This window comes from Bhargavaea sp. CC-171006 (assembly GCF_009761675.1).
GTDB lineage: Bacteria > Bacillota > Bacilli > Bacillales_A > Planococcaceae > Bhargavaea > Bhargavaea changchunensis.
This window is the reverse complement of the sequence record NZ_QUZH01000022.1, coordinates 1-20,991: the sequence shown is the minus strand read 5'-3', so window position 1 is coordinate 20,991 and position 20,991 is coordinate 1. Positions and strand designations below refer to the sequence as shown.

Here is a 20,991-nt window from a genome sequence, read left to right as displayed (position 1 = left end):
TAGCACAAGAAAACAGACGTAGAGGAGATTTGTAGCCAATGGCGCAATTTGAACAGCATCATGAACCACTGATCCGGCAGGCTGCACAGTTGGCAGCACTGTTCCGCAAGAACGGGGACCGGGAGCGCGCTGAGAAGGCGGAGCGATTTGCAAGGAAACTGATGAGAAACGATTATATTGTCGGATTCGCGGGCCATTTCTCTGCGGGTAAGTCCAGCATGATCAACGCCCTGACCGGGGTGGACATCCTGGCGACCGGGCCGATCCCGACAAGTGCCAATATCGTAAATGTACATAAAGCAGATGATGATTTCGCCATCATCCACCGGACGGACGGGGCGCCGATCCGGTTCTCGGGTGATATTGACGTCCAATATGTGAAGGAGTTTTCGAAAGATGGCCAGGCCGTTTCCGAAATCGAGGTGGGCCATAAAGATTCCGCACTTCCGGCAGGCGTGACCGTCATGGACACCCCGGGCGTCGATTCAACTGATGATGCCCACCGGCTGTCGACGGAATCTTCCCTGCACGTGGCGGACCTGGTGTTTTACGTCATGGACTACAACCATGTCCAATCTGGGCTCAACTTCACGTTCACCAAGAACCTCATGGCCTATAACGAGAATGTCTACCTGATTGTCAACCAGATTGATAAGCACCGGGAGGCCGAGCTGAGTTTTGAAGACTTCAGGAACTCCGTACGTGAATCGTTCGCTTCGTGGGGCGTCCATCCGAAAGGGATCTTCTTCACCTCCCTCCGCGAGAAGGACCTTCCGAACAATGATTTTGAAAAGGTGAAGTCATTGGTCGCGACATCCATCAATAATCGTGAGGAATCGCTTCAGGCAGCGGCTGAGGGCACACTCCGGAAGCTTGCCGATGAGCATATCCGGTTCCTTGAGGATGAGCGGGAAGAGCGGAAGTCGACCTATGCGGATATTCTGTCCGAAGAGGAATGGACCCGCCGAGAGGAAATCAAGGAAGAGGCGGCCGATGCATCGAGGCGGGTCGAGTTGCTGTCACCTGAGCGCTGGCAGGATGACTTCGAGTCAAAGCGGAAGGATTTACTTGAAAATGCGGGGCTCATGCCTTTTGAAGTCCGCGATCTCATGAAGGATTACCTGGAAGCGCAATCCAAGTCGTTCAAGGTCGGCTTCCTGTTCAGCGGGAAAAAGACCGAGGAGGAGCGGCAACGGCGGGCGGAAGCGGTTCTCGCCACATACCGGAAAACTGCAGATGCGCAAGTGTCGGTCCACCTCCGCGGCCTGATGAAGACGGCACTCAGGGAAGCAGGCCTGCTGACTGATGAAGAAGCGCTCGGAATCGACGGTATGGATTTTGATCTGCCGCTTTCGGTCATCGAAAGCCAGGTTCCGCAGGGGGCCCTCGTCACGGGGGATACCGTTCTGAACTTTACGGAATCGGTGCGGCAGTCCACCATCCGCTGGTTTATCCGAGAAACCGACGGATGGAAAAGCGGGCAGGCAGAGAGGATTGCCGATGCAGCCAACGAGCGCACGGATTCCGAGCTTCAACAGTCTTCCGTGCTCGGCAGAAAAGCGGATGCGATCCGCGCGATCGAAGAAGCCGACAATGAGATTGAGAACTTCCGCAAATCCTTGGAGGCACCAAATCGGCAACTGGCGAAGAAAGCCGGCGAGCTCGCCGAAGACTGGAAGGCCAGAGAACGTACGATGATGGAGTCGGTCATTGAATTCGACCCGTCAATGGCACCTGACAAGGAAGAGGAACAGACAGGGACAGAAGATGAAGCCGTGCGGGAAGAAATCGGACATGTCGACACCGAAGGGGCCATCAGCCAGGCATCGTTGATCGCCGAGAAAGTCCGGCCAATTCCGGGCTTTAAGGAAACCGCTGATTACCTGATGCGGAAAGCCGAGCGGCTCGGTAAGCAGGACTTTACCATTGCCCTGTTCGGCGCTTTCAGTGCCGGGAAATCGTCGTTCTCCAATGCCCTGATCGGGGAATCGGTACTTCCGGTATCCCCGAATCCGACCACCGCCGCCATCAACCGGATCCGGCCGGCGAGCGCCAAACACGAAAGCGGAACCGCAGACATCCATCTGAAATCAACTGAAGCCATGACGGATGACGTCACCCGCGCGTTCGCCCAGCTCGGCATGACCGTCCGCTCGCTCGATGAAGCATTCCGGCAGGCTGATAATGCAATCGGCAAGGAAGACATCGAAGACGGAAAGCAATTGCACCGCTCGTTTATACGGGCATTCCGCGACGGTTATCCGGAACGCGGTATGCTCCTCGGCCAGACGGTAAATGTGGAGGAAGACGAGTTCCGCAAGTATGTGGCCGAAGAAAGCCGAAGCTGCTTTGTCGAATCGATCGACTTCTATTATGACTGCGAACTTACGCGGCGCGGCATCACGCTTGTGGACACGCCAGGGGCAGACTCGATCAACGCCCGGCATACCGATGTCGCGTTTGAGTACATCCGCAATGCAGACGCAATCCTGTTCGTGACCTACTATAACCATGCGTTCGCGGCTGCGGACAGGGAATTCCTTATCCAGCTTGGCCGTGTGAAAGATGCGTTCGAGATGGACAAGATGTTCTTCCTCGTCAACGCGATCGACCTCGCCGCCAATGAAGAGGAATCGGACATGGTCAAGCAATATGTCGGCAGCGAACTTCAGCGCTTTGGCATCCGCAATCCGCGGCTCTACGGCATCTCTAGCCTGCTTGCATTAAAAGAAAAGCAGGAGCGAACAGATTTCGCCTCCGGCATGCCGGAATTCGAAGAAGCGTTCCATCGATTCCTCGGCGATGAATTGAGCGGGCTGGCGGTCCAGGCACTCAATGAAGAAAGCCGCAAGACTGCGGAGCGGCTCGGCGAACTGATCGAACGGACAGAGCGGAACCGGTCCAGAAAAGCGGAACGGATGGAAGAGCTCCGCCGTTTTGAGCAGGAACTGCGGAAACGCTATGTGCAATCGGCTGCACCGGTCATCCTCAACGACTCGAAGGCCGAGCTGGACGAGCTGCTGTATTATGTGCTTCAGCGGGTATTCTTCCGATTCAATGAGTTTTTCGGAGAAGCGTATAACCCGGCGACCTTCGCGTCCAAGCCGTCCAGGGAAGCCCTCTCCATCGCACTGCGCGAAGCACTTGATGCGGTAGGTTTCGACATTGTACAAGAAATGAAGGTTACCGACTTCCGGCTTATGAACTTTACCATCCGGCGTCTGGGCTTGCGGTTCACCGAGGAACAGCGGAGACTCCGTGACATGGACGCCATGTTCTCACTGACACCGTACGAGCCCCGGGACAAAGGAAGTCTTGCATTCCCGGCAGTTTATCCGGAACCGGATAAGTACGCCTCTGTCAACCGACTGTATAAGAATGATAAAGACTTCTTCGAGGGGGGCGGGCGCGATAAGCTCCGGGATGCACTTGAAGCCGTTGCGAGGGAGGATGCAGAGGCTTACGTGGAGAAAGAGAAGAAGCGGATGATCGAAGACTTTACACAATGGACGGAACTTGAAGCGGAAGGTCTTCGCCAGCATCTGCTGCAAGGCGCGCTTGCCCGCATCGCTTCCGAGCGGGAAGTGCTTGAAAAGACTGTGAATCTGCAGGAATGGAAAGAGGTTTATGAAGCCATCTGTGAAATGGAGGGATCCAGGTGACGCACGTATTCAAATCGGTGGACGACCTGTCGGAAGGCTATTACAAGCTGATTGATGCCAGGTTTTCGCTCAGTGACCCTGAAGAAGGCAAAAATGCGTATAAAGAAGGCCATATTGCAGGTGCTGTTTACTGGGACCTTGAAAAAGACATGTCGGACATGGTATCGGATCGCGGACGTCACCCGATGCCTTCGCGCGAGCAGCTTACAGAACTCTTCAGACGGAGCGGACTGTCGCTGGACGATCGGATCCTGATTTATGACGGAGGAGGCGAGCCGTTCGCAGCGCGGGCTTATTTTCTTCTAAGGTATGGCGGATTCACTCAGGCTTATATCCTAAAAGAAGGGTTCGATGGTCTGCGGACAGCCGGTTATCCGGTCGATGCCGAGCCGTGCCGTCCGCAGGTTTCAGCGGTGAAGCCGGACTGGCAGGAACATCTGTTGGCATCCCGGGAAGACGTAAGGGTTATCTCGGAAGGCCGTGAAGACGGTGTCCTGCTGGATGCTCGTGCCCCCGAGCGTTACCTTGGAAAGCATGAACCATTGGATCCGGTCGCCGGCCACATACCCGGTGCCCGGAACTTCGACTGGATACGTCTAAAAAAACAAGGTTACTTTGATACCGGAGAAGCGACGGAGCAATCTCTTAGAGAAACCGTTTCCGTCGACGAAAAAGTGACGGTATACTGTGGCAGCGGCGTGACCGCCGCTCCGCTCTTCGCCATGCTGGACCATATCGGGCAGGAGAATCTGCGTCTCTACGTCGGAAGCTACAGCGACTGGGTGTCCGATCCGGATAATCCTGTAGATAAAAAGAGCGACTGACACTCTTCCAAACTGTGCCAGATTTAAATATTTAGTAACAGGGTAACTACCTTGATAATGGAAGAATCATTGTCACGGAGGGATTGCCTTGGATTATTTACTCATTGCAGGAAAACTCGTCATCGGGCTTGCATTCCTGCTCGTTATTATCCGCATTCTCGGGCGGAAGGAACTCGCGGAGATGACACCATTTGATATCGTCTATCTCCTCATATTCGGAGGGATTCTGGAAGAATCCATCTATGACGATAAAGTTTCTATTTGGATGCTTATCTTCGCTTTAATATTATTTGGACTTATCGTCTTCGCCATTGAGAAAATCGCTGAGAAGTCCGACAGGGCGCGGATTGCCCTCATGGGTACGCCGGACTACATCATCAAGGATGGCAAGCTGAACACGAAGAGGATGGACCGCAATATGATGGAAATGGAGCAGCTCCGAATCATGCTGCGGCAAAAAGGTGTATTTTCATTGAGAGAGGTAAAAGACCTGGTGATCGAGCCAGGCGGTTCCGTCTCAATCAATACGTATGCCAAGTACAAGCCGGCAACTGCCGCAGACCTGAATGTTGAAAAGCCGGAGGAAGATCCGTCCGTCTTGCTGATCGATGGCGGATTCGTCAAAGAGGATATGCTGGAGCTGGTCGGCAAAAACAAACAGTGGCTCCATGACCAACTCGCAGACCAAGGGTATCACGATCTAGATCAAATTCTATATTGTGAATGGTCCGAGACAGAAGGCTTTTATATCCGTACCTACGCCGATACGACTGATGCTGGGGGTAGAGAATGAGGTACGCACTTTTGGGAGACATCCATTCATCCGTGGAGGATCTGAAGGATGTCCTGAATGATATCCAAAAATATGCACCGGATGCCGAGCTGATCGGCACCGGTGATCTGTTTGAATGTATCATCAGCAAAAAGCGTGCGCCCTTTGAGCGATTCAGCAGGCTCGAGGACGTCATGCTGTTTTCTGATGAGCTGATCGGAATGTTGACTTTTCCTTCGGTCCGGGGCAATCAGGAAGAGCGGATCGCCCAGATCACTGAATCAGACGAGCCGCTCCTGCAGAGGATCCGCATGATGGAAGAACGGATCGGCATCGGAAAGACGGCTATAGTGATCCATGGACACCAGTGGGAATGGGGGGGAGATCCTTGGATGCCCGTATTTCCTGAAACCGGGCCGGATCTGATTTTTTATGGTCACAGTCACGATTCGGGGCTGTCCATCAATAATCAGGTGGAAGAGGTTGGCTTCGGTGTTCCGTACGATGTAACGAAAGGCCGTACATTCGTGAATGTCGGTGCCGTTGTCGGAGACCGCAACTGGGTGCTCTACGACTCCGATGCAGGGACCGCCATTTTCAAGAAAGTCATGGACTAAGAGAAAAAAGGAAGCGGGGAATCCCCGGCTTCCTTTTTTTCTGTTCGGTTCCACACGAATCCGCCTGCTATTCCCGGGCCATACTAAACATCACTTCCTCCGGATGGCAGCCCTTGCAAGCGAATCCGCGGCCCGGTTCTGGCTGTCGGGTATCCACTTGATGAAGAAAAAGTCGAACTCGTCCGCGATTTGGAGCGCCTGATTGAGCATATCCATATGTAAGGGGTTTTTCGCATAACGTTTTTCGACTGCGGTGACGACCGCTTTCGAGTCTGAGCGCACCGAAACCATACCGTTCGACAATTTTGATGCTTCCTCGACACCCCTGACAAGTGCTTGGAATTCAGCGGTATGGTTATCGAGTTCTCCTATGGGCTCGGATATCCTGACTTCGTTGCCTTCGCCACGGATAAAGACCCCGATGCCGGCAGGACCCGGATTGCCGGCTGCCGCTCCGTCTATATAAACTTCAAGCATAAAAGCACCTTCTCTTTCTGAACCGGAAGCCCCGTCCGCTTGAAATAGGAGCAGGAAGCCGGTACAATATGGGAATCAGTAAACTGGAGTGAACGCTGTTGAATAAAATTGACCTGATCCAGGACATTGATGAGCTGCTGGACCGATACTGCGACGGGTGCTTTCTGAAAAAGCAGCTTCGGACGGAAAAGGGAAAGTCAACTGCCCACCGCTTCTGCATCAAACAATGCACCGTAGGGGAGCAGCTCCGTTTCCTCGGTTCGGAACTGAATAAGCTCGGCCAATGAAAATCCCGCTCTGCGTCTGTGCAAAGCGGGATTTGTTCATATCATTGTGCGTCTAATCTCACGACATTTGCCGCCTGGGGACCGCGGTTGCCTTCCACCACTTCGAACGAGACGGTTTCGCCTTCGTCGAGAGTCCTGAAGCCTTCACCGGTGATCCCGGTATGGTGAACGAAGACGTCCTCGCCATTATCGAGTTCGATAAAGCCGTAGCCCTTTTCATTGCTGAACCATTTCACCTTGCCCTGGTACATGCCCATCCCTCCAAAGCGCAAATGTCTTTGTCCAGCATGGCCGGAACTACCCTTCAATATACATGAACCGACATTGAGCGTCAACGGAAGCGGGAATATTCCGAGGAATCAGGGTATTTTTTCAAGTTTACCGGATGCCTGAAAGCGGGAACAACATAATCAGTATTCATAAACTCAGAAAGTAGATGATTGATATGAAACCGATTATCGGCATAACTGCTCAACAGCAGGAAAACCTATACGACTATAAACTGCAGCCCGTGTATCCTGAAGTAGTGATTCAGGAAGGCGGCATCCCGATTATGCTTCCGATCGTCCCCTCCGAGTATCTGGACGACGTGCTGGACATGGTGGATGGTGTCATCATGACGGGCGGGTGGGACATCGACCCGAACCTTTACGGGGAGGAGACGATGCCGGAAACAGGACAGCTAAATTTCGAGATGGACGAATTTGATTCGTGTGTCATCAAAAATGTTCTGGCCCGGGATATGCCGTTTTTCGGTACTTGCCGTGGGGCGCAGATGCTCAACGTCATGACCGGCGGCACGCTTTATCAATGCATTGAAAAGCAGCTGGATGAGCCGCTCAAGCACAAGCAGGAACACGGACGTGAACATCCGGTCCACCATGTGGATATCATCGGAGGCGAGATTCTTCCGCCGCTGTTCCCTGGCGGCCGGACACGCGTCAATTCTTCCCACAACCAGGGGATCAAGACAGTCGGGGAAGGCGTTGAAATCGCGGCCCAGTCACCGGACGGACTGGTCGAAGCGATCGAAATGACGGATAAGCGTTTTGTCCTCGCAACCCAGTGGCACCCGGAGAATTTCGCACTCAACGGTCATGAGCCCTCGAAATCAATCATCGAAGGATTTATCAAAGCCGCTGAGGAGTATAAGAAAAGTAAATCATGATTTGCCGCGCACCGAATATCCGGTGCGTTTTTTATTTCTTCTGCACTCTGGTCCGTATTCCTATGCTATACTCTCATTAGCACCAGATGCTAATGACTGGTATTAATGTCCGGGAGGTATTCAGAATGGGAGATCTGCTGAAACTGGAAGGAAAAAACATCGTGATTATGGGCGTCGCAAATGAGCGAAGCCTTGCATGGGGAGTCGCCAAGCAACTGCATGAAACCGGCGCGAACCTGATCTTCACCAACCGCCAGGAGCGGTCCCGCACGAAGCTGGAGCGCGCACTCGACAAGGAAGGGTACAATGCCCGCCTGATCGTCCAATGTGACGTGAATGATGACGAAAGCGTCAAAGAAGCTTTCCGCGCAATCGGGGAAGAAGTCGGAACAATCCATGGTATCGTCCACTCGGTGGCATTCGCGAAAGCGGAAGACCTGAAAGGGGACTTTGTTGAGACATCCCGGGACGGCTATGCATTCGCACAGGACACGAGCGCGTATTCACTGGTCGCGGTCGCACGGGAAGCGAAACCTTACATGACCGAAGGCGGGGCAATCGTGACGATGACGTACCTTGGTGCGGAGCGTGTCCTGGATGGCTACAACGTGATGGGTGTCGCGAAGGCAGCTCTTGAAGCATCGGTGCGTTACCTTGCAAACGATCTCGGCAAGGACGGCATCCGTGTGAATGCAGTATCGGCAGGTGCCATCCGCACCTTGGCGGCGAAGGGAGTTCCTTCGTTCAACACCATTCTTCACCAGATCGAAGAAACCGCACCGCTCAAGCGCAATGTGGATCAGCGGGAAGTCGGCGACATGACTGTTGCGCTCCTTTCCAATATGGGAACGGGTGTTACAGGCGAAGTCATCTATGTCGACGGCGGCTATCATATTATGGGGTGACTGCCCATCAGACCGGAAGGCTAATTGCCTTCCGGTTTTAAATATTTGGATTAAGCTTTATGGTTCAATCGCACCAAAACAGTTATTTCCTCTTGTACTGTATATTTAATTGTGAAACAATGACAGCATACTTGAATAGGCAATCCTTCGGGGCAGGGTGAAATTCCCGGCCGGCGGTGATGGGCGCATGCCCTCAGTCCGTGACCCGTATTCGTACGGTGGACCCGGTGCAACTCCGGGACCGACAGTGAAAGTCTGGATGGGAGAAGGAGCCGCGTCTGAACACACCAGTGTTCGACGTTTATATAGCTATGCTTTTTGCCCCGTATCGTTTCTGATGCGGGGCTTTTGCGTTCTTGCGGAACCAGGGCTGATTGTTTATAGATTAAAAGGAGTGCTGCTTTTTTGACTGAAGATTACTGAATGCAGCAATTAAAGCCACCTGCTGAACAGCCTGTCGGCCAGGCATTTCCTGATCAGCCGGCAGAAGCTCCACTGCGTAAAGACCAATCATTTCGAAAAAATAGGTGGTCCATGGTAATGGTATGGCCGTCCTTGCTTTACTGTTCGATAGAAACCCTCTCTTACAGCCATTCTGCCGTTTCAGCCGATGGCAGGATCCCAGTCCATCACGGACCCGGCGACCGCAACGAACAAGATCGCATAGTCAGACTCCTGCTCAGAAGCCGTCACGAGGCTGTTCTGATCGGGACTTTAACTAAACCTTCACAATTATCCTCTCCTGACCTCCCGTCTGCCCCGCGGAGGAAAAACCCCATTTAAGTTTTAATGAACACGAATCACCCGAATTCGCGATGCTGCTCCAGTTCATATCCCTGAACCGGAGCAGCGGATCGCCGGTTAGAAGACGGCATCCGTTCCGTGTTTTTTCCGGGCTCAACCGCAGTTCCGGATAGAACGCCTCTCATCTCACCTCCAAAGAAAGGATGATTCAATGTTCACCGGAATTATTGAAGAAATCGGTACTGTCCGGTCGGTAAAACCTGGGCGGGACGCAGCTACGCTGGAAATCAGCGCATCTATCGTACTGGAAGACGTCCGGCTGGGCGATAGCATCGCAGTCAACGGTGTATGTGTGACCGTGACCGAATTCACCCAGGATGCCTTCAAGGCTGATCTGATGCCGGAAACACTAAAGGCTACGTCACTTGCGTCCGTTAAAAACGGAACCCGGGTGAACCTGGAACGCGCACTCAGGGCCGACGGGCGTCTTGGGGGCCACATCGTTTCCGGTCATGTCGATTGCACGGCGAAGGTACGTTCCAGGCGGCCGGAAGGCAACGCGATTTACCTGGAGCTTGCTATACCGGATGAGTTCTCGCTCTACCTGGTCCGTAAAGGATCCGTCGCGCTGGACGGGACTTCGCTGACTGTGTTCGACGCCGGGACAGATTCTATCACTGTTTCGCTTGTCCCGCATACAAGCGCCTCCACAATCCTTGGTTCAAAAATGCCGGGGGAACTGGTCAACCTGGAGTGTGACATCCTCGCAAAGTATGCGGAACGGATGTTGCAGCCCTCAGCCGGACGATCAGACGGCCTGTCACTCGGCACGCTCAAGGAAAACGGCTTTGCCTGATGAAAGGGGAGAATGAGATGTTTTCATCGATTGAGGAAGCACTGGAAGAATTGAAAGCTGGCCGGCCCGTCATCGTAACGGATGACGAAGACCGGGAGAACGAAGGAGATCTTGTCTCTATTGCGGAGCTGACGAATGCAGAAACGGTAAACTTCATGGCGAAATACGGCCGTGGCCTGATCTGCATGCCGATCACTGAAGAAAAGGCGGAAGCCCTGCATCTCCCGCTGATGGTTGACCATAACACCGACACATTTGGCACTGCCTTCACCGTCAGCATCGATCACATTCATACGACTACCGGTATTAGTGCCGGGGAGCGGGCAGAGACGATCCGCCACGCAATGGACCATCATGCGGAACCTACAGATTTCCGGCGTCCCGGCCACATCTTCCCGCTGATTGCAAAACCGGGCGGGGTTCTTCAAAGGCCGGGGCATACAGAAGCTGCTGTTGACCTGGCAAGACTGGCCGGTCACTCCCCGGGCGGTGTCATCTGTGAGATCATGAATGACGACGGCACGATGGCGCGGCTTCCCGAGCTGACTGTAATGGCAGGGGAGTTGGGACTGAAGCTGATCACGATCAAGCAACTGATTGAGTACAGGAAAACGAATGAACGCCTGGTTTCCCGGGAAGCGGAAGTCCGGATGCCGACAGAATTCGGGGAATTCCGGATGATCGGCTATACTGACCGGCTGACCGGCCAGGAGCATCTTGCGCTGATCAAGGGAGAAATTCGGGAAGGCAAGTCCGTTCCTGTACGCATCCATTCGGAATGCATGACCGGGGATGTTTTCGGCTCTCGCAGATGCGACTGCGGTCCCCAGCTCCATGCCGCCCTCCGCCAAATGGAGGAAGAAGGGGCAGGGGTCCTGCTTTATATGAGACAGGAAGGGCGAGGAATCGGCCTCATCAATAAGTTGAAGGCGTACAAACTGCAGGAAGAAGGTCTTGATACCGTGGAAGCCAATGAACGGCTCGGTTTTCCGGATGACATGAGGGATTACGCAGCCGCGGCGCAGATGCTGAGAGACCTGGGAATTGACGATGTCCGTCTGATGACGAACAATCCGAGAAAAGTGGAAGGGCTCATCCGATACGGAATACGCATCACGGAGCGGCTTCCGATCGAGATGGAGCCCGTGCAGGAGAATCATCGCTACCTGAATACGAAAATGGACAAGATGGGGCATCTGCTCCACGTATGAGGAGGACAAAATAATGGTTAACGTATTGGAAGGAAATCTCGTAGGAACTGATCTGAAAATCGCTATTGTCGCCGGGCGGTTCAACGAATTCATCACCGGCCGGCTGGTTGAAGGCGCTTTGGATACACTACGCCGTCACGGCGTAGCTGAAGAAGATATTGATGTGGCAAAAGTGCCGGGAGCCTTTGAAATCCCGTTGGCCGCACAGAACCTGGCAGCCTCGGGTAAATATGATGCCGTAATCACTCTTGGAGCCGTCATTCGCGGCGCTACAGCCCATTTCGACTATGTATGCGCGGAAGCTGCAAAAGGTGTTGCCAAAGCCGCCGCAGATACCGGCATCCCGGTACTTTTCGGCGTCATCACTACAGATACGATCGAACAGGCCATCGAACGTGCAGGAACAAAAGCAGGAAACAAAGGCGCCGAATCCGCAACAGCCGCTATTGAGATGGCAAATTTGCTGCGTCAACTGAGGGATTGAGGAGTTTACTGTTTCATATCAGACAAACTTAAGCTAAGTTGGTGGGTCTCCGAATTCGGGGCCTGCTTTTTTGTTTGCCTTATTCAGGATTGAAATTAAAGGTGTTACAGAAAGATGACAAGCCTCCCCTAAAAGCAACAGAAAAGGTACCTGTTACATAAGTCGGAGTTTCCAAAGATTAAGGACTCTATGATGTTCTGTTATTGCAGACGGTATGTAAATAGTTTCATTCGGAAACAATGACCGATTACTTTAGGACCCGATTGTCCCATCGCGCAAAATGGAGTGCCTCTTGCAAAAATTAGGAGAATCCTCCAAAAGGTTCATTTTCCAAATTAAAGAAAAATATGCATTCCTGCATATCCGAAAGTCCTATCGTTAAACCCTTGCCCTGTATGGAAATAAATGTTTACCTCTCTGAATCAGTCATTTTTTGGATAATGCTTTCTTCCCAGTGCCAAACGGTCCTAATGAAGCATTTGTTTTGATTGGCTTTTGACTATTCAAAAATATCAGTTTTTAGGATGTATAGTAGTGCTAACAACACAGAAGCAAGACGGCAGCATGATCGGACACTCGAGAACAGAAAGGAGGAGTGGGGCATGGGCCGTCTTTTTTCTTCCCGGGGAATGGACGGCCTGAACAGGACCGGGCAACACCATTCGAAGGGGAGGAAACGCAATGCCGGGATCGAAGAAGAAATCCACGAAGTTACTGAGCATGGCCGCCACGGTGCTGATGGTGTCGTCACTGATCGCGCCGGGCCTCGTGTCCGCGGAAAAGCGGACGAGTGTGTCGGCGGTTGACACTGCCAAGGAAATGCAGGCTAAACTCAGCGACCGGCTCCTGACTGAGTTCAAGGATGATGAGAAAGTCACATTCCTGATCAAGTTCAAGGACAAAGCCGATACTGTCAAGGCCGCGACCGCTGCAAGGAAATCAGCACAGAAAGCTGAGCTGTCCTCGCACCAGACCAAGATGGCGACCCGTTCGGCAGTTGTCTCCGAACTTAAGGCGACCGCGCAGACATCGCAGGCAGATGTCAAAAAGTATCTGACTACGCTTGAGAAGAGCGGTAAAGCCGAAAACGTCCGCTCTTACCACATCGTCAATGGCATGGCGGTGACAGCGACGAAGGAAGTGGCCGAGAAGATCGCAAGCTTCAGTGAAGTCGAAAAGATTCTTCCGGATGAAAACCGCCAGCTTTTCGTGACGAAGACGCCTGAGGCTAAAACGCCGAAGGCCGAAATTGCAAACGTCGAGTGGAACGTCGAGCGGGTCAAGGCTCCTGAAGCATGGAACCTTGGCATCGACGGTACGGGTACGGTTGTCGCGAGCATCGATACCGGTGTTCAGTGGGACCACCCGGCTCTGAAGGAAAAGTATCGGGGCTATAACACGGCGACCGGCGAAGCGGACCACGACTATAACTGGTTCGATGCAACGGCCGGAAACACGACACCTTATGATGACCAGGGCCACGGCACGCACGTGACCGGTACGATGGTCGGCGCTGAGCCGGACGGCAGCAACCAAGTCGGTGTCGCACCGGGAGCGAAGTGGATCGCTGTCAAAGCCTTTACTGCAGCGGGCGGCACAGACAGTGACCTCCTGGCAGCGGCACAATGGATTCTTGCACCGACTGATTCGGAGGGCAATGCCCGCGTCGACATGGCACCAGATGTCGTGAACAACTCGTGGGGCGGCGGACCGGGCCTTGACGAATGGTACCGCGAAGTCGTCCAAAACTGGCGCGCGGCTCAGATCTTCCCTGAGTTCTCCGCAGGCAATACGACACTCTTCAATCCTGGCGGACCGGGATCTGTGGCTGCACCTGCCAACTATCCTGAATCTTTCGCAACGGGTGCGACTGACATCAACAACAAAGTCGCAAGCTTCTCACTCCGCGGACCTTCTCCTTATGACGAAATCAAGCCGGACGTTTCCGCGCCTGGCGTAAATATCCGTTCTTCGGTTCCGGGCAGCGGCTATGAGGGCGGCTGGAACGGTACATCGATGGCAGGTCCCGCAGTTTCTGCCGTTGCGGCATTGCTCCGCCAGGTGGATGCTGACATCACTGTTGATGAAATGGAACAGATCCTTCTCGACACAGCGGTTCCTCTGACGGACAGCCAATATCCGACAGTTCCGAACCACGGCTACGGCTATGGTCTTGTTGACGCGATGGCTGCCGTGTCCTCTCTCATGTCAGGCATCGGCACGATTGAAGGCCAGGTCATGAAGGAAGGCGATGACGAGGAAGCACCTGAGTTCAGCCACACGGCACCTACTGAGACATATGCCGGCATGGACCTCACTCTTGCTGTCGGGATCACCGACAACATCTCGGTCAGCTCGGCAGTCATCAACTACACCGATGCAGAAGGCAACGCGCAGTCTGCAGAACTCGTCCGCACGTCGGGCAGCTTTACGGACGGCACTTATGCCATCACCGTACCGGGTGACCATATCGGTGGCGAGCAGTTCAACTACTCATTCACAATCAATGACTTCGGCAACAACGAAGTGACGTCCGACGAGTATTCGGTGATAGTCAAGCCGGGCATCACAACCGGTTACTCGACAGATTTTGAAGCGGACGCGACCGGATGGGTATCGTTCGGTGAAGAAAATAGCTGGGAGCAGGGCGTACCGACTTCCGGGCCGGGCAATGCGGCCTCCGGAGAGAACGTCTATGCAACCAATCTCGCTGGCCAGTATGCGAACCGCATGAATGCGACGCTCGTCATGCCTCCGGTCGACCTTCCGGAAGGCAATAGCTACCTGCAGTTCAAGCATTGGCACAACTTTGAACAGTCCACGTCCACTGGACGCGCATGGGACTATGGCCATGTGGTCATCTCCACGGATTACGAGAATTGGACACAGCTCCACATGGTTCAGGGCCAGTCAGATGGCTGGACGGATGTTGAAGTGGACCTTTCCGAGTATGCCGGGCAGCGTGTCTATATCGGCTTCAATGCTTATTCGGACGGCAGCGTGACCCGTGATGGATGGTACCTCGATGATGTCGCCCTTTCTGACACATCCGAGTCCACATCCGCGGCGGTCAAAGGCAAGGGCAAAGCCAAAGGCAAGACCAAGGGCAATGCCAAAGCCGAAAATAACGGCAACCAGCTCGGCGTGATCAAGAAGGAAAACGAAGCGCTGAAGAAAGGCGATCCGATAGATCCGACAACGATCAAGCCGGTCATGCCGAAAAATGAAGTGAAGCCTGTAGAAGACGGCCAGAAGCCTGCTCCAACTCTTCTCCCTCTTAATGCACAGGTGAGCGTACTCGAAACAGGTTCTTCGGTTTACACGAATCCTGCGGATGGAACATATTCGATGCGCACTGCTGCAGGCGACTATACGCTTGTAGCCGAAGCATACGGATTCCGTTCTGAAAACCAAAGCGTATCCGTCGGTGCGGATGAAACGGCGACAGCCAATTTCACCCTTGAAGAAATTCCGATGAACACGGTCAGCGGTACCATCACGGATTCTTCGGATGGTTCGCCTGTCCAAGGCGCGACCGTAATCCTTGTGGAAGATGCGAACATCGCTCCGGTCACGACCGATGCGGAAGGACGCTACGAGATCGAAGCCTATGAAGGCGACTACACGCTGAAAATCGTCGCATCCGGCTACCACGGCAAAGAAGAGAATGTCACAATCGGCAGCGAACCGGCTGTACAAGACATTACACTCGAGCCGTTCTACACGGTACCGGGCGGGGAAATCGGCTATGATGACGGCACAGGCGAGAACGCACGTGCATTCTACGATGCGGGCAACGGCTGGGCAGTTAAAATGTCCCTACCTGAAGGCAAAGAGCAAGGCATCGTCTCCGCCGGGGTCTTCCGCTTCTGGGATACTTCATGGCCGGTGCCGGGCGGAACAGACTTTGCAGTTGAAGTCTGGGATGCTTCCGGCGCTGACGGAGCGCCTGGCAAGAAACTTGCCGGACCATTCGATGCGACAGCTCTCCGCAACGGGGAATGGACGGTTGTCGACCTTAAAGAACATGGCATCAATGTCGGCAAAGACTTCTACATGGTCTACATTCAGTCGAATCCGAACCCGAACACTCCGGGTCTCGCAACGGATGAAAACGGACCGAATGCCAAGCGCAGCTATCAGTTCGTCGGTGGTGCATGGTCCCCGGCACCTGCGGCAGAGGGCAACTATATGATCCGCGCACGCGTGGATTATGAAGTCGCGACTCCGGTCATCACGAGCCCATCCGATGGCCAACTGACGAACGAAGCGGACATCACTGTCGAGGGCACGGCATCGGCTACAACCGAGATCCGCCTCGACAACAATGGTGAAGAAGTCGGTACGGCTACAGTGGGCGACGACGGGAAGTTCTCGTTTGACGTAACGCTTGCCGAAGGCGAAAACACGTTCACGGCTGCTTCACTACTGAACGGCAAGGAAACCGGCGTTTCCGCTCCGGTCTCTGTGACGCTGGACACCGAGAAGCCTGAGCTCACGATCGATAGCCCGGCTGACGGCGAAAAGACGAACCGCGAGACCGTCACGGTCCAAGGTTCTGTGTCCGATGCCAATCTTGATTGGGTAAAGGTAAACGGACAGAAGGCTGAAGTGAGCGACGGTAAATACTCCAAGCGCATCCTCCTCGATAATGGGGAAAATGTGATTCGCGTGGTCGCACAGGATTCGGCAGGAAACAAAGTGACGAAAAGCGTCACGATCCAGGCTAAATATGGAGCACCGGCCATTGAGAACCTGGTTCCTGCTGAAGACGTCAACCTGAAAACAGGCCAATCCTTCAAGTTCGAGTTTGACAGTGAGCCTGGACTGAAGGCAAGCTTCGTCATTCATATGCCATTGACGAATCTTCCGGCCAATGCGACTGAGCTTCCGATGACGGAAGCCTCGCCGGGCCACTATGTCGGCTATTGGACCGCACCGGCAGACATGAAGGCGAACGGCGCGCAACTGGAAGTAAAAGTGAAGGACGACTTCGGAAACGAAGCCCGCAAAACAGCGGACGGCAAGATCTATATCAATATCGATTGAGGAGAGAGCGCCCTGGATCCAAAGATCCAGGGTGCTTTTTCTATTTGCGATCTCCTGCTTCAGGGGAGTTGCAGACATCGAAAAGGAGGATGTCGGGCTGAATGCCGAAAAAGACTCAGTAAATGATAATCCGGGACGAATGAGAAACCGGGAAAGGGCAATCACGCGGGTGGCAACATCGTTCTCCATCGCTTGCCCGATACCCTGATTCCGGTTTTTCTTCTATGATGGAGTGGTTGGATAAGACACAGAAAATCTCACAGTTCTATACCTTTCAAGGGATGAGTGACTGCAAGGGTGAATTTGGGAAAAATTTCACATGGCAACCTGGATTTACATACAATTATGCCATGTCCAAAAGTCCTAAAAAAAGTTTGACAAATTGGTGAATAGGATACAAAATAATAACAAGCTTTAAACCCGGCCGAGCCGGGACCATTTTACAAGGAGTGGAAACCGTTCATGCAGTGCTATCGTGTTGCACCGGACAAGGAAGCTTCTCGCTGGATGATTACCATGGGCAATCAGGATTTGGAAGAGCTTTTTATTTATAAGGACGAGGCGATTGCCGAAGCCATCATGCTGGCCAAGGCAAACAGCCCGAGCAAGATCGAGATCTGTGATGAAGCACACGAGGTGGTCGACAAACGCAAGTATTAATCATGTCTTTATCTATCTGAATAATTTATCCTGCCGACCAACTGGCCGGAGAGTAGCTTAAGCTGCTCTCCGGTTTTTCTTCACATCAAAAGACAGAAAAAACACGGGGAGGAGAACCTCACCCGTGTTTTGCAACATCGTTAATTAATTGTTATTATTGTTGTTATTGTCGTTGCGGGCCTTGCCGCCTTTTTCGCCGATATCTTCATAGAAGCTGCGGTCATGGTTCTCGGAAGTGGCTTCTCCACCCTTGCGTCCAATCTCTTCGTAGAACTCCTGGCCATGGTTTTCCGCGGTCGCCTCGCCGCCTTTTCGGCCTGCTTCTTCAACTGTCATTTTGCGGTTGTTGTTATTGTTATTGTTGTTCTTTGCCATGTTGATTCCTCCTTTATTAATCGGTTAGTGGAGTGCTCAATCAGTTGTTATTATTGTTGTTGTTGTTGCGTGCGTTGCCGCCTTTTTCGCCAATCTCTTCATAGAAGCTGCGGTCATGGTTTTCAGAAGTGGCTTCTCCGCCTTTTTTGCCGATTTCAGAGTAGAAGTCACTGTCATGGTTTTCAGAAGTGGCCTCTCCGCCTTTACGTCCGATTTCTTCATAGAAATCACGATCGTGATTGCGGGAAGTGGCTTCACCGCCCATGCGGCCTGCTTCCTCTCTCGACATCTTATTGTTTTTGTTGTTGTCTGCCATGTTGCATTCCTCCTCAAATATTATTATTGGAAAGAAGCTATCGCAGCCTCACCCTCTGTATTTCCGGTTCTGTGACTTCTAAACTAAAGAAGAAGAACCGTAACATTTGTAATATTTTTAATCTATCAGTCATATACTATAAATATGAATATACCGCGGTTTAAAATGGATTTGAACGATTTTGGACATCTTGAAACAACACTATATTTAACAAGTCACAAGTTATTGATTCTTTTAATTCTATTGCCAATTACATCTAGATGCGAGAAACAGGAACTTATAGTAAAATAACATTAGGCTAAACAAAAAGAATAAAAAATGGGGAAATGAGAAAGTGAAACGACACCAAATAGAGAAGATCATCCGTGAGACGATGGTCCGTGTCGGGGTAACGCGTGAAGTCCGTTTAGAGAGGAACGGAATTAACATGACCTACCACTTTATCCATGACTATATCACGTATGATCCTGACCGGATTCCTGAGGCAGTTGCAGAGCAGAAGCGAACGGTTTCACTTAAAACATATGTGGCTGCAATTACGATGCACGAACTAGGCCATGCATTGGATCGCAGGGCGCTTCTTGCAGGGCTGCCGCTTTCACGGGAAGTTTATCAGATGAAGAAATCGACGCCGCCTAAAGTCCTTGAACGCAATCCTGAAAATATGGCAAAGATTATTTATGAAGAAGAGCGGAATCTGATTGCCGAGAAGACGGCATGGGACAACGCAGCAGAATTAAACCGAAAACACCGCCTGATCAGCGAACTTGATTTCGAGGCGATCAGGCGCCAGTCATTCTCCACCTATGAACGCCGCCTCGCCGGCAAGATCAAAGTATACCGGGCAGCAGCCGGAGAAGATGTGGGCGAATGATTTGAAGAAATTGTTCTAAGGAAAAACACCATCCCTTGATTGATATGCTCCCTTCAAAGCAGACAGAGGAAAAAACAAAACTCTGTTTACTTTGGAGGGAGCTTTTCCTATGGCTTACAAAGGATATTCTCTTGAAGAAAAGATGAAGGTCATCCGAGCTTATGAGAGTGGAATCTCGAAAGCCCGACTCTGCCGGCAATTTGGATTGTCAGAAAGCACATTAAAACAGTGGCTAATCCTATATAAATCGTTTGGAGAAACCGGTCTTAAGCCCCGTTCGAGATGGAATTCTTATTCAAAGGAACTGAAGCTCTCGGCAATTAAGGATTACTTAAGCGGTCGACTGACACCCAGTGAAATTGTTATCAAATACAGTATCAGCGACCGTTCTGTTTTGAGGGATTGGCTGAAAAAGTATAATGGTCATGGAGAAGTCCCCAAGGGACTTAAGGAACGGAGGGATCCCATGACCAAGGGAAGGAAGACGACCTTAAAAGAGCGGGTTGAGATTGCCCAGCAATGTATCGCATCCGGCAAGGACTATCAGGGAACAGCCGAAACCTACAAGGTTTCCTATAATCAGGTCTACCAGTGGGTGAAGAAATACGAAGAAGGCCAGGAAGAGGCACTGAAGGACGGACGCGGACGCAAAAAGGCAGACGAAGAGCTGACCAGCGAGGAGCGTCTGAAGTTGGAGATCAAGCGGATTGAGAAGGAGAATGAGCGCCTTCGGGCTCAGAATGCACTCCTAAAAAAGTTGGACGAAATCGAAAGGAGGCGTTTCTAAGCGGGGTCCGGCAGGAAAACTGTTATCTGGCTATCCGCGAGGTCCATGAGTCGGAAGGACATCCCATTGAATTATTGTGTGAACTCGCTGGCATTGGCCGATCTTCCTACTATCAATGGCTGAACCGAGTTCCCACGGAAGAAGAGCAATTGAACCAGGAACTCCTTACAGACATCCGGGAGATTCACAAGGAGCGCAAAGGCATCTACGGATACCGCCGAATGAAGATGGTACTTGAACGCAGGCATGGCCGCAAATTCAATCACAAGCGGGTATACCGCCTGATGAGACTTGGTGGAATCCAATCGGTCATCCGCCGTAAAAAGAAACGCTATTTTCTATCCACTCCGCAACACGTGGCGGAGAACATTCTGAACCGGGAATTTCTTGCGGACAAGCCCAATCAGAAATGGGTCACGGACGTCACGGAGTTCAAGTACGGTGTTGAATCCAAGGCATACCTGAGTGCAATCCGTGACCTCCATGACGGTTCCATCGTTTCTTATGTCCTGGGCCGTTCCAACAACAATGCATTGGTATTCGAGACATTGGATCAAGCCCTGCGGGCTGAACCAGGTGCCCAGCCGATTCTCCACAGTGACCGTGGATTCCAATACACCAGCAGGCAATTCAAGATCAAACTAGATCAGGCTGGCATCACGCAAAGCATGTCCAGGGTTGGCCGATGCATCGACAATTCGCCGATGGAGTCTTTTTGGGCTGCCTTAAAATGCGAAGAGTATTATTTGAGTACATATCAATCGTTTGATGAGCTTAAGAACGCCGTTGATGCATATATCCGTTTTTATAACCACGACCGTCTTCAGGAACGACTAAACGGCCTCAGTCCCATTGAATACAGGACTGAAGCCGCTTAATCAATTTTACTTATTTCCTCTGTCTGCTTGACCGGGTGCAGTTCA

General features: G+C 52.3%; 17 protein-coding genes, 1 pseudogene and 1 riboswitch. Of the genes and pseudogenes, 14 read left to right on the top strand and 4 right to left on the bottom strand.

The genetic code is table 11. From position 1 onward, the window contains the following. Positions 1–38: 38 nt before the first annotated feature. From DZC51_RS09180 to DZC51_RS09165, 4 genes are all read left to right on the top strand, one after another. Positions 39–3,662 (top strand): dynamin family protein, encoded by a 3,624-nt coding sequence (locus DZC51_RS09180; RefSeq protein ID WP_157295083.1) that lies wholly within the window; start codon positions 39–41, stop codon positions 3,660–3,662. Then, entirely contained in the window at positions 3,659–4,486 is an 828-nt protein-coding gene (locus DZC51_RS09175) for a sulfurtransferase (RefSeq protein ID WP_157295082.1), read from the top strand. The genes DZC51_RS09180 and DZC51_RS09175 overlap by 4 nt, the downstream gene beginning before the upstream one ends. Before the next feature lie 88 nt (positions 4,487–4,574). Continuing rightward, entirely contained in the window at positions 4,575–5,279 is a 705-nt protein-coding gene (locus DZC51_RS09170; RefSeq protein WP_157295081.1) for a DUF421 domain-containing protein, read from the top strand. After that, entirely contained in the window at positions 5,276–5,875 is a 600-nt protein-coding gene (locus DZC51_RS09165; RefSeq protein WP_157295080.1) for a metallophosphoesterase family protein, read from the top strand. The genes DZC51_RS09170 and DZC51_RS09165 overlap by 4 nt, the downstream gene beginning before the upstream one ends. Before the next feature lie 90 nt (positions 5,876–5,965). Here DZC51_RS09165 and DZC51_RS09160 read toward each other — a convergent pair whose 3' ends face one another. Then, positions 5,966–6,352 (bottom strand): reverse transcriptase-like protein, encoded by a 387-nt coding sequence (locus tag DZC51_RS09160; RefSeq protein WP_157295079.1) that lies wholly within the window; start codon positions 6,350–6,352, stop codon positions 5,966–5,968. Positions 6,353–6,450: 98 nt separating this feature from the next. Between DZC51_RS09160 and DZC51_RS09155 the strand changes: the two genes are divergently transcribed. Then, positions 6,451–6,639: a zinc-finger domain-containing protein gene (locus tag DZC51_RS09155; protein ID WP_157295078.1), complete on the top strand. Its 189-nt coding sequence runs from the start codon at positions 6,451–6,453 to the stop codon at positions 6,637–6,639. A 41-nt stretch (positions 6,640–6,680) separates the two neighbouring features. Here DZC51_RS09155 and DZC51_RS09150 read toward each other — a convergent pair whose 3' ends face one another. Continuing rightward, positions 6,681–6,890 (bottom strand): cold-shock protein, encoded by a 210-nt coding sequence (locus DZC51_RS09150; protein WP_008296927.1) that lies wholly within the window; start codon positions 6,888–6,890, stop codon positions 6,681–6,683. A gap of 194 nt (positions 6,891–7,084) precedes the next feature. Between DZC51_RS09150 and DZC51_RS09145 the strand changes: the two genes are divergently transcribed. The 7 genes from DZC51_RS09145 (at position 7,085) to DZC51_RS09115 (ending at position 17,716) form a co-directional block, all read left to right on the top strand. Further along, the gene (locus DZC51_RS09145) at positions 7,085–7,807 is read left to right on the top strand and encodes a gamma-glutamyl-gamma-aminobutyrate hydrolase family protein (RefSeq protein ID WP_157295077.1); all 723 of its coding nucleotides are present in this window, start codon (positions 7,085–7,087) and stop codon (positions 7,805–7,807) included. A 125-nt stretch (positions 7,808–7,932) separates the two neighbouring features. Beyond that, entirely contained in the window at positions 7,933–8,712 is a 780-nt protein-coding gene (gene fabI, locus DZC51_RS09140; RefSeq protein ID WP_157295076.1) for an enoyl-ACP reductase FabI, read from the top strand. 139 nt (positions 8,713–8,851) lie between these two features. Beyond that, a riboswitch (FMN riboswitch) is annotated at positions 8,852–8,987 on the top strand. Positions 8,988–9,667: 680 nt separating this feature from the next. Next, complete coding sequence (gene ribE / locus DZC51_RS09135; protein WP_157295075.1) at positions 9,668–10,312, top strand: riboflavin synthase; 645 nt, start codon at positions 9,668–9,670, stop codon at positions 10,310–10,312. Positions 10,313–10,329: 17 nt separating this feature from the next. Continuing rightward, positions 10,330–11,523, top strand: a complete 1,194-nt coding sequence (locus tag DZC51_RS09130) for a bifunctional 3,4-dihydroxy-2-butanone-4-phosphate synthase/GTP cyclohydrolase II (RefSeq protein ID WP_157295074.1) — start codon at positions 10,330–10,332, stop codon at positions 11,521–11,523. 13 nt (positions 11,524–11,536) lie between these two features. Continuing rightward, a complete protein-coding gene (ribH, locus tag DZC51_RS09125) occupies positions 11,537–12,007 on the top strand; it encodes a 6,7-dimethyl-8-ribityllumazine synthase (RefSeq protein WP_157295073.1) in 471 nt (156 codons plus the stop codon). A gap of 681 nt (positions 12,008–12,688) precedes the next feature. Beyond that, the gene (locus DZC51_RS09120; protein ID WP_157295072.1) at positions 12,689–17,056 is read left to right on the top strand and encodes a S8 family peptidase; all 4,368 of its coding nucleotides are present in this window, start codon (positions 12,689–12,691) and stop codon (positions 17,054–17,056) included. Between the two features lie 462 nt (positions 17,057–17,518). Beyond that, entirely contained in the window at positions 17,519–17,716 is a 198-nt protein-coding gene (locus DZC51_RS09115; RefSeq protein ID WP_008296913.1) for a DUF2188 domain-containing protein, read from the top strand. A 144-nt stretch (positions 17,717–17,860) separates the two neighbouring features. Here the strand turns inward: DZC51_RS09115 and DZC51_RS09110 are convergent, their stop codons facing one another. Continuing rightward, positions 17,861–18,091, bottom strand: a complete 231-nt coding sequence (locus DZC51_RS09110; RefSeq protein ID WP_157295071.1) for a KGG domain-containing protein — start codon at positions 18,089–18,091, stop codon at positions 17,861–17,863. A gap of 40 nt (positions 18,092–18,131) precedes the next feature. After that, positions 18,132–18,362 (bottom strand): annotated as a pseudogene (locus tag DZC51_RS09105) (KGG domain-containing protein); the annotation flags it as partial. Positions 18,363–18,741: 379 nt separating this feature from the next. On the opposite strand from DZC51_RS09105, the gene DZC51_RS09100 reads away from it, so the two are divergent. Together DZC51_RS09100 and DZC51_RS09095 are read left to right on the top strand one after the other, a co-directional pair. Next, positions 18,742–19,281 carry an integrase gene (locus DZC51_RS09100; RefSeq protein ID WP_157295069.1) on the top strand — a complete coding sequence of 180 codons (540 nt, stop codon included), beginning with the start codon at positions 18,742–18,744 and terminating at the stop codon, positions 19,279–19,281. 109 nt (positions 19,282–19,390) lie between these two features. Beyond that, positions 19,391–20,946, top strand: a protein-coding gene (locus DZC51_RS09095) for an IS3 family transposase (protein ID WP_157294948.1) whose coding sequence is annotated in 2 segments (ribosomal slippage) — positions 19,391–20,042 and positions 20,042–20,946 — 1,557 coding nt in all. Because the reading frame shifts where the segments join, the coding sequence is not laid out codon by codon here. The last annotated feature ends 45 nt before the right edge of the window (positions 20,947–20,991 follow it).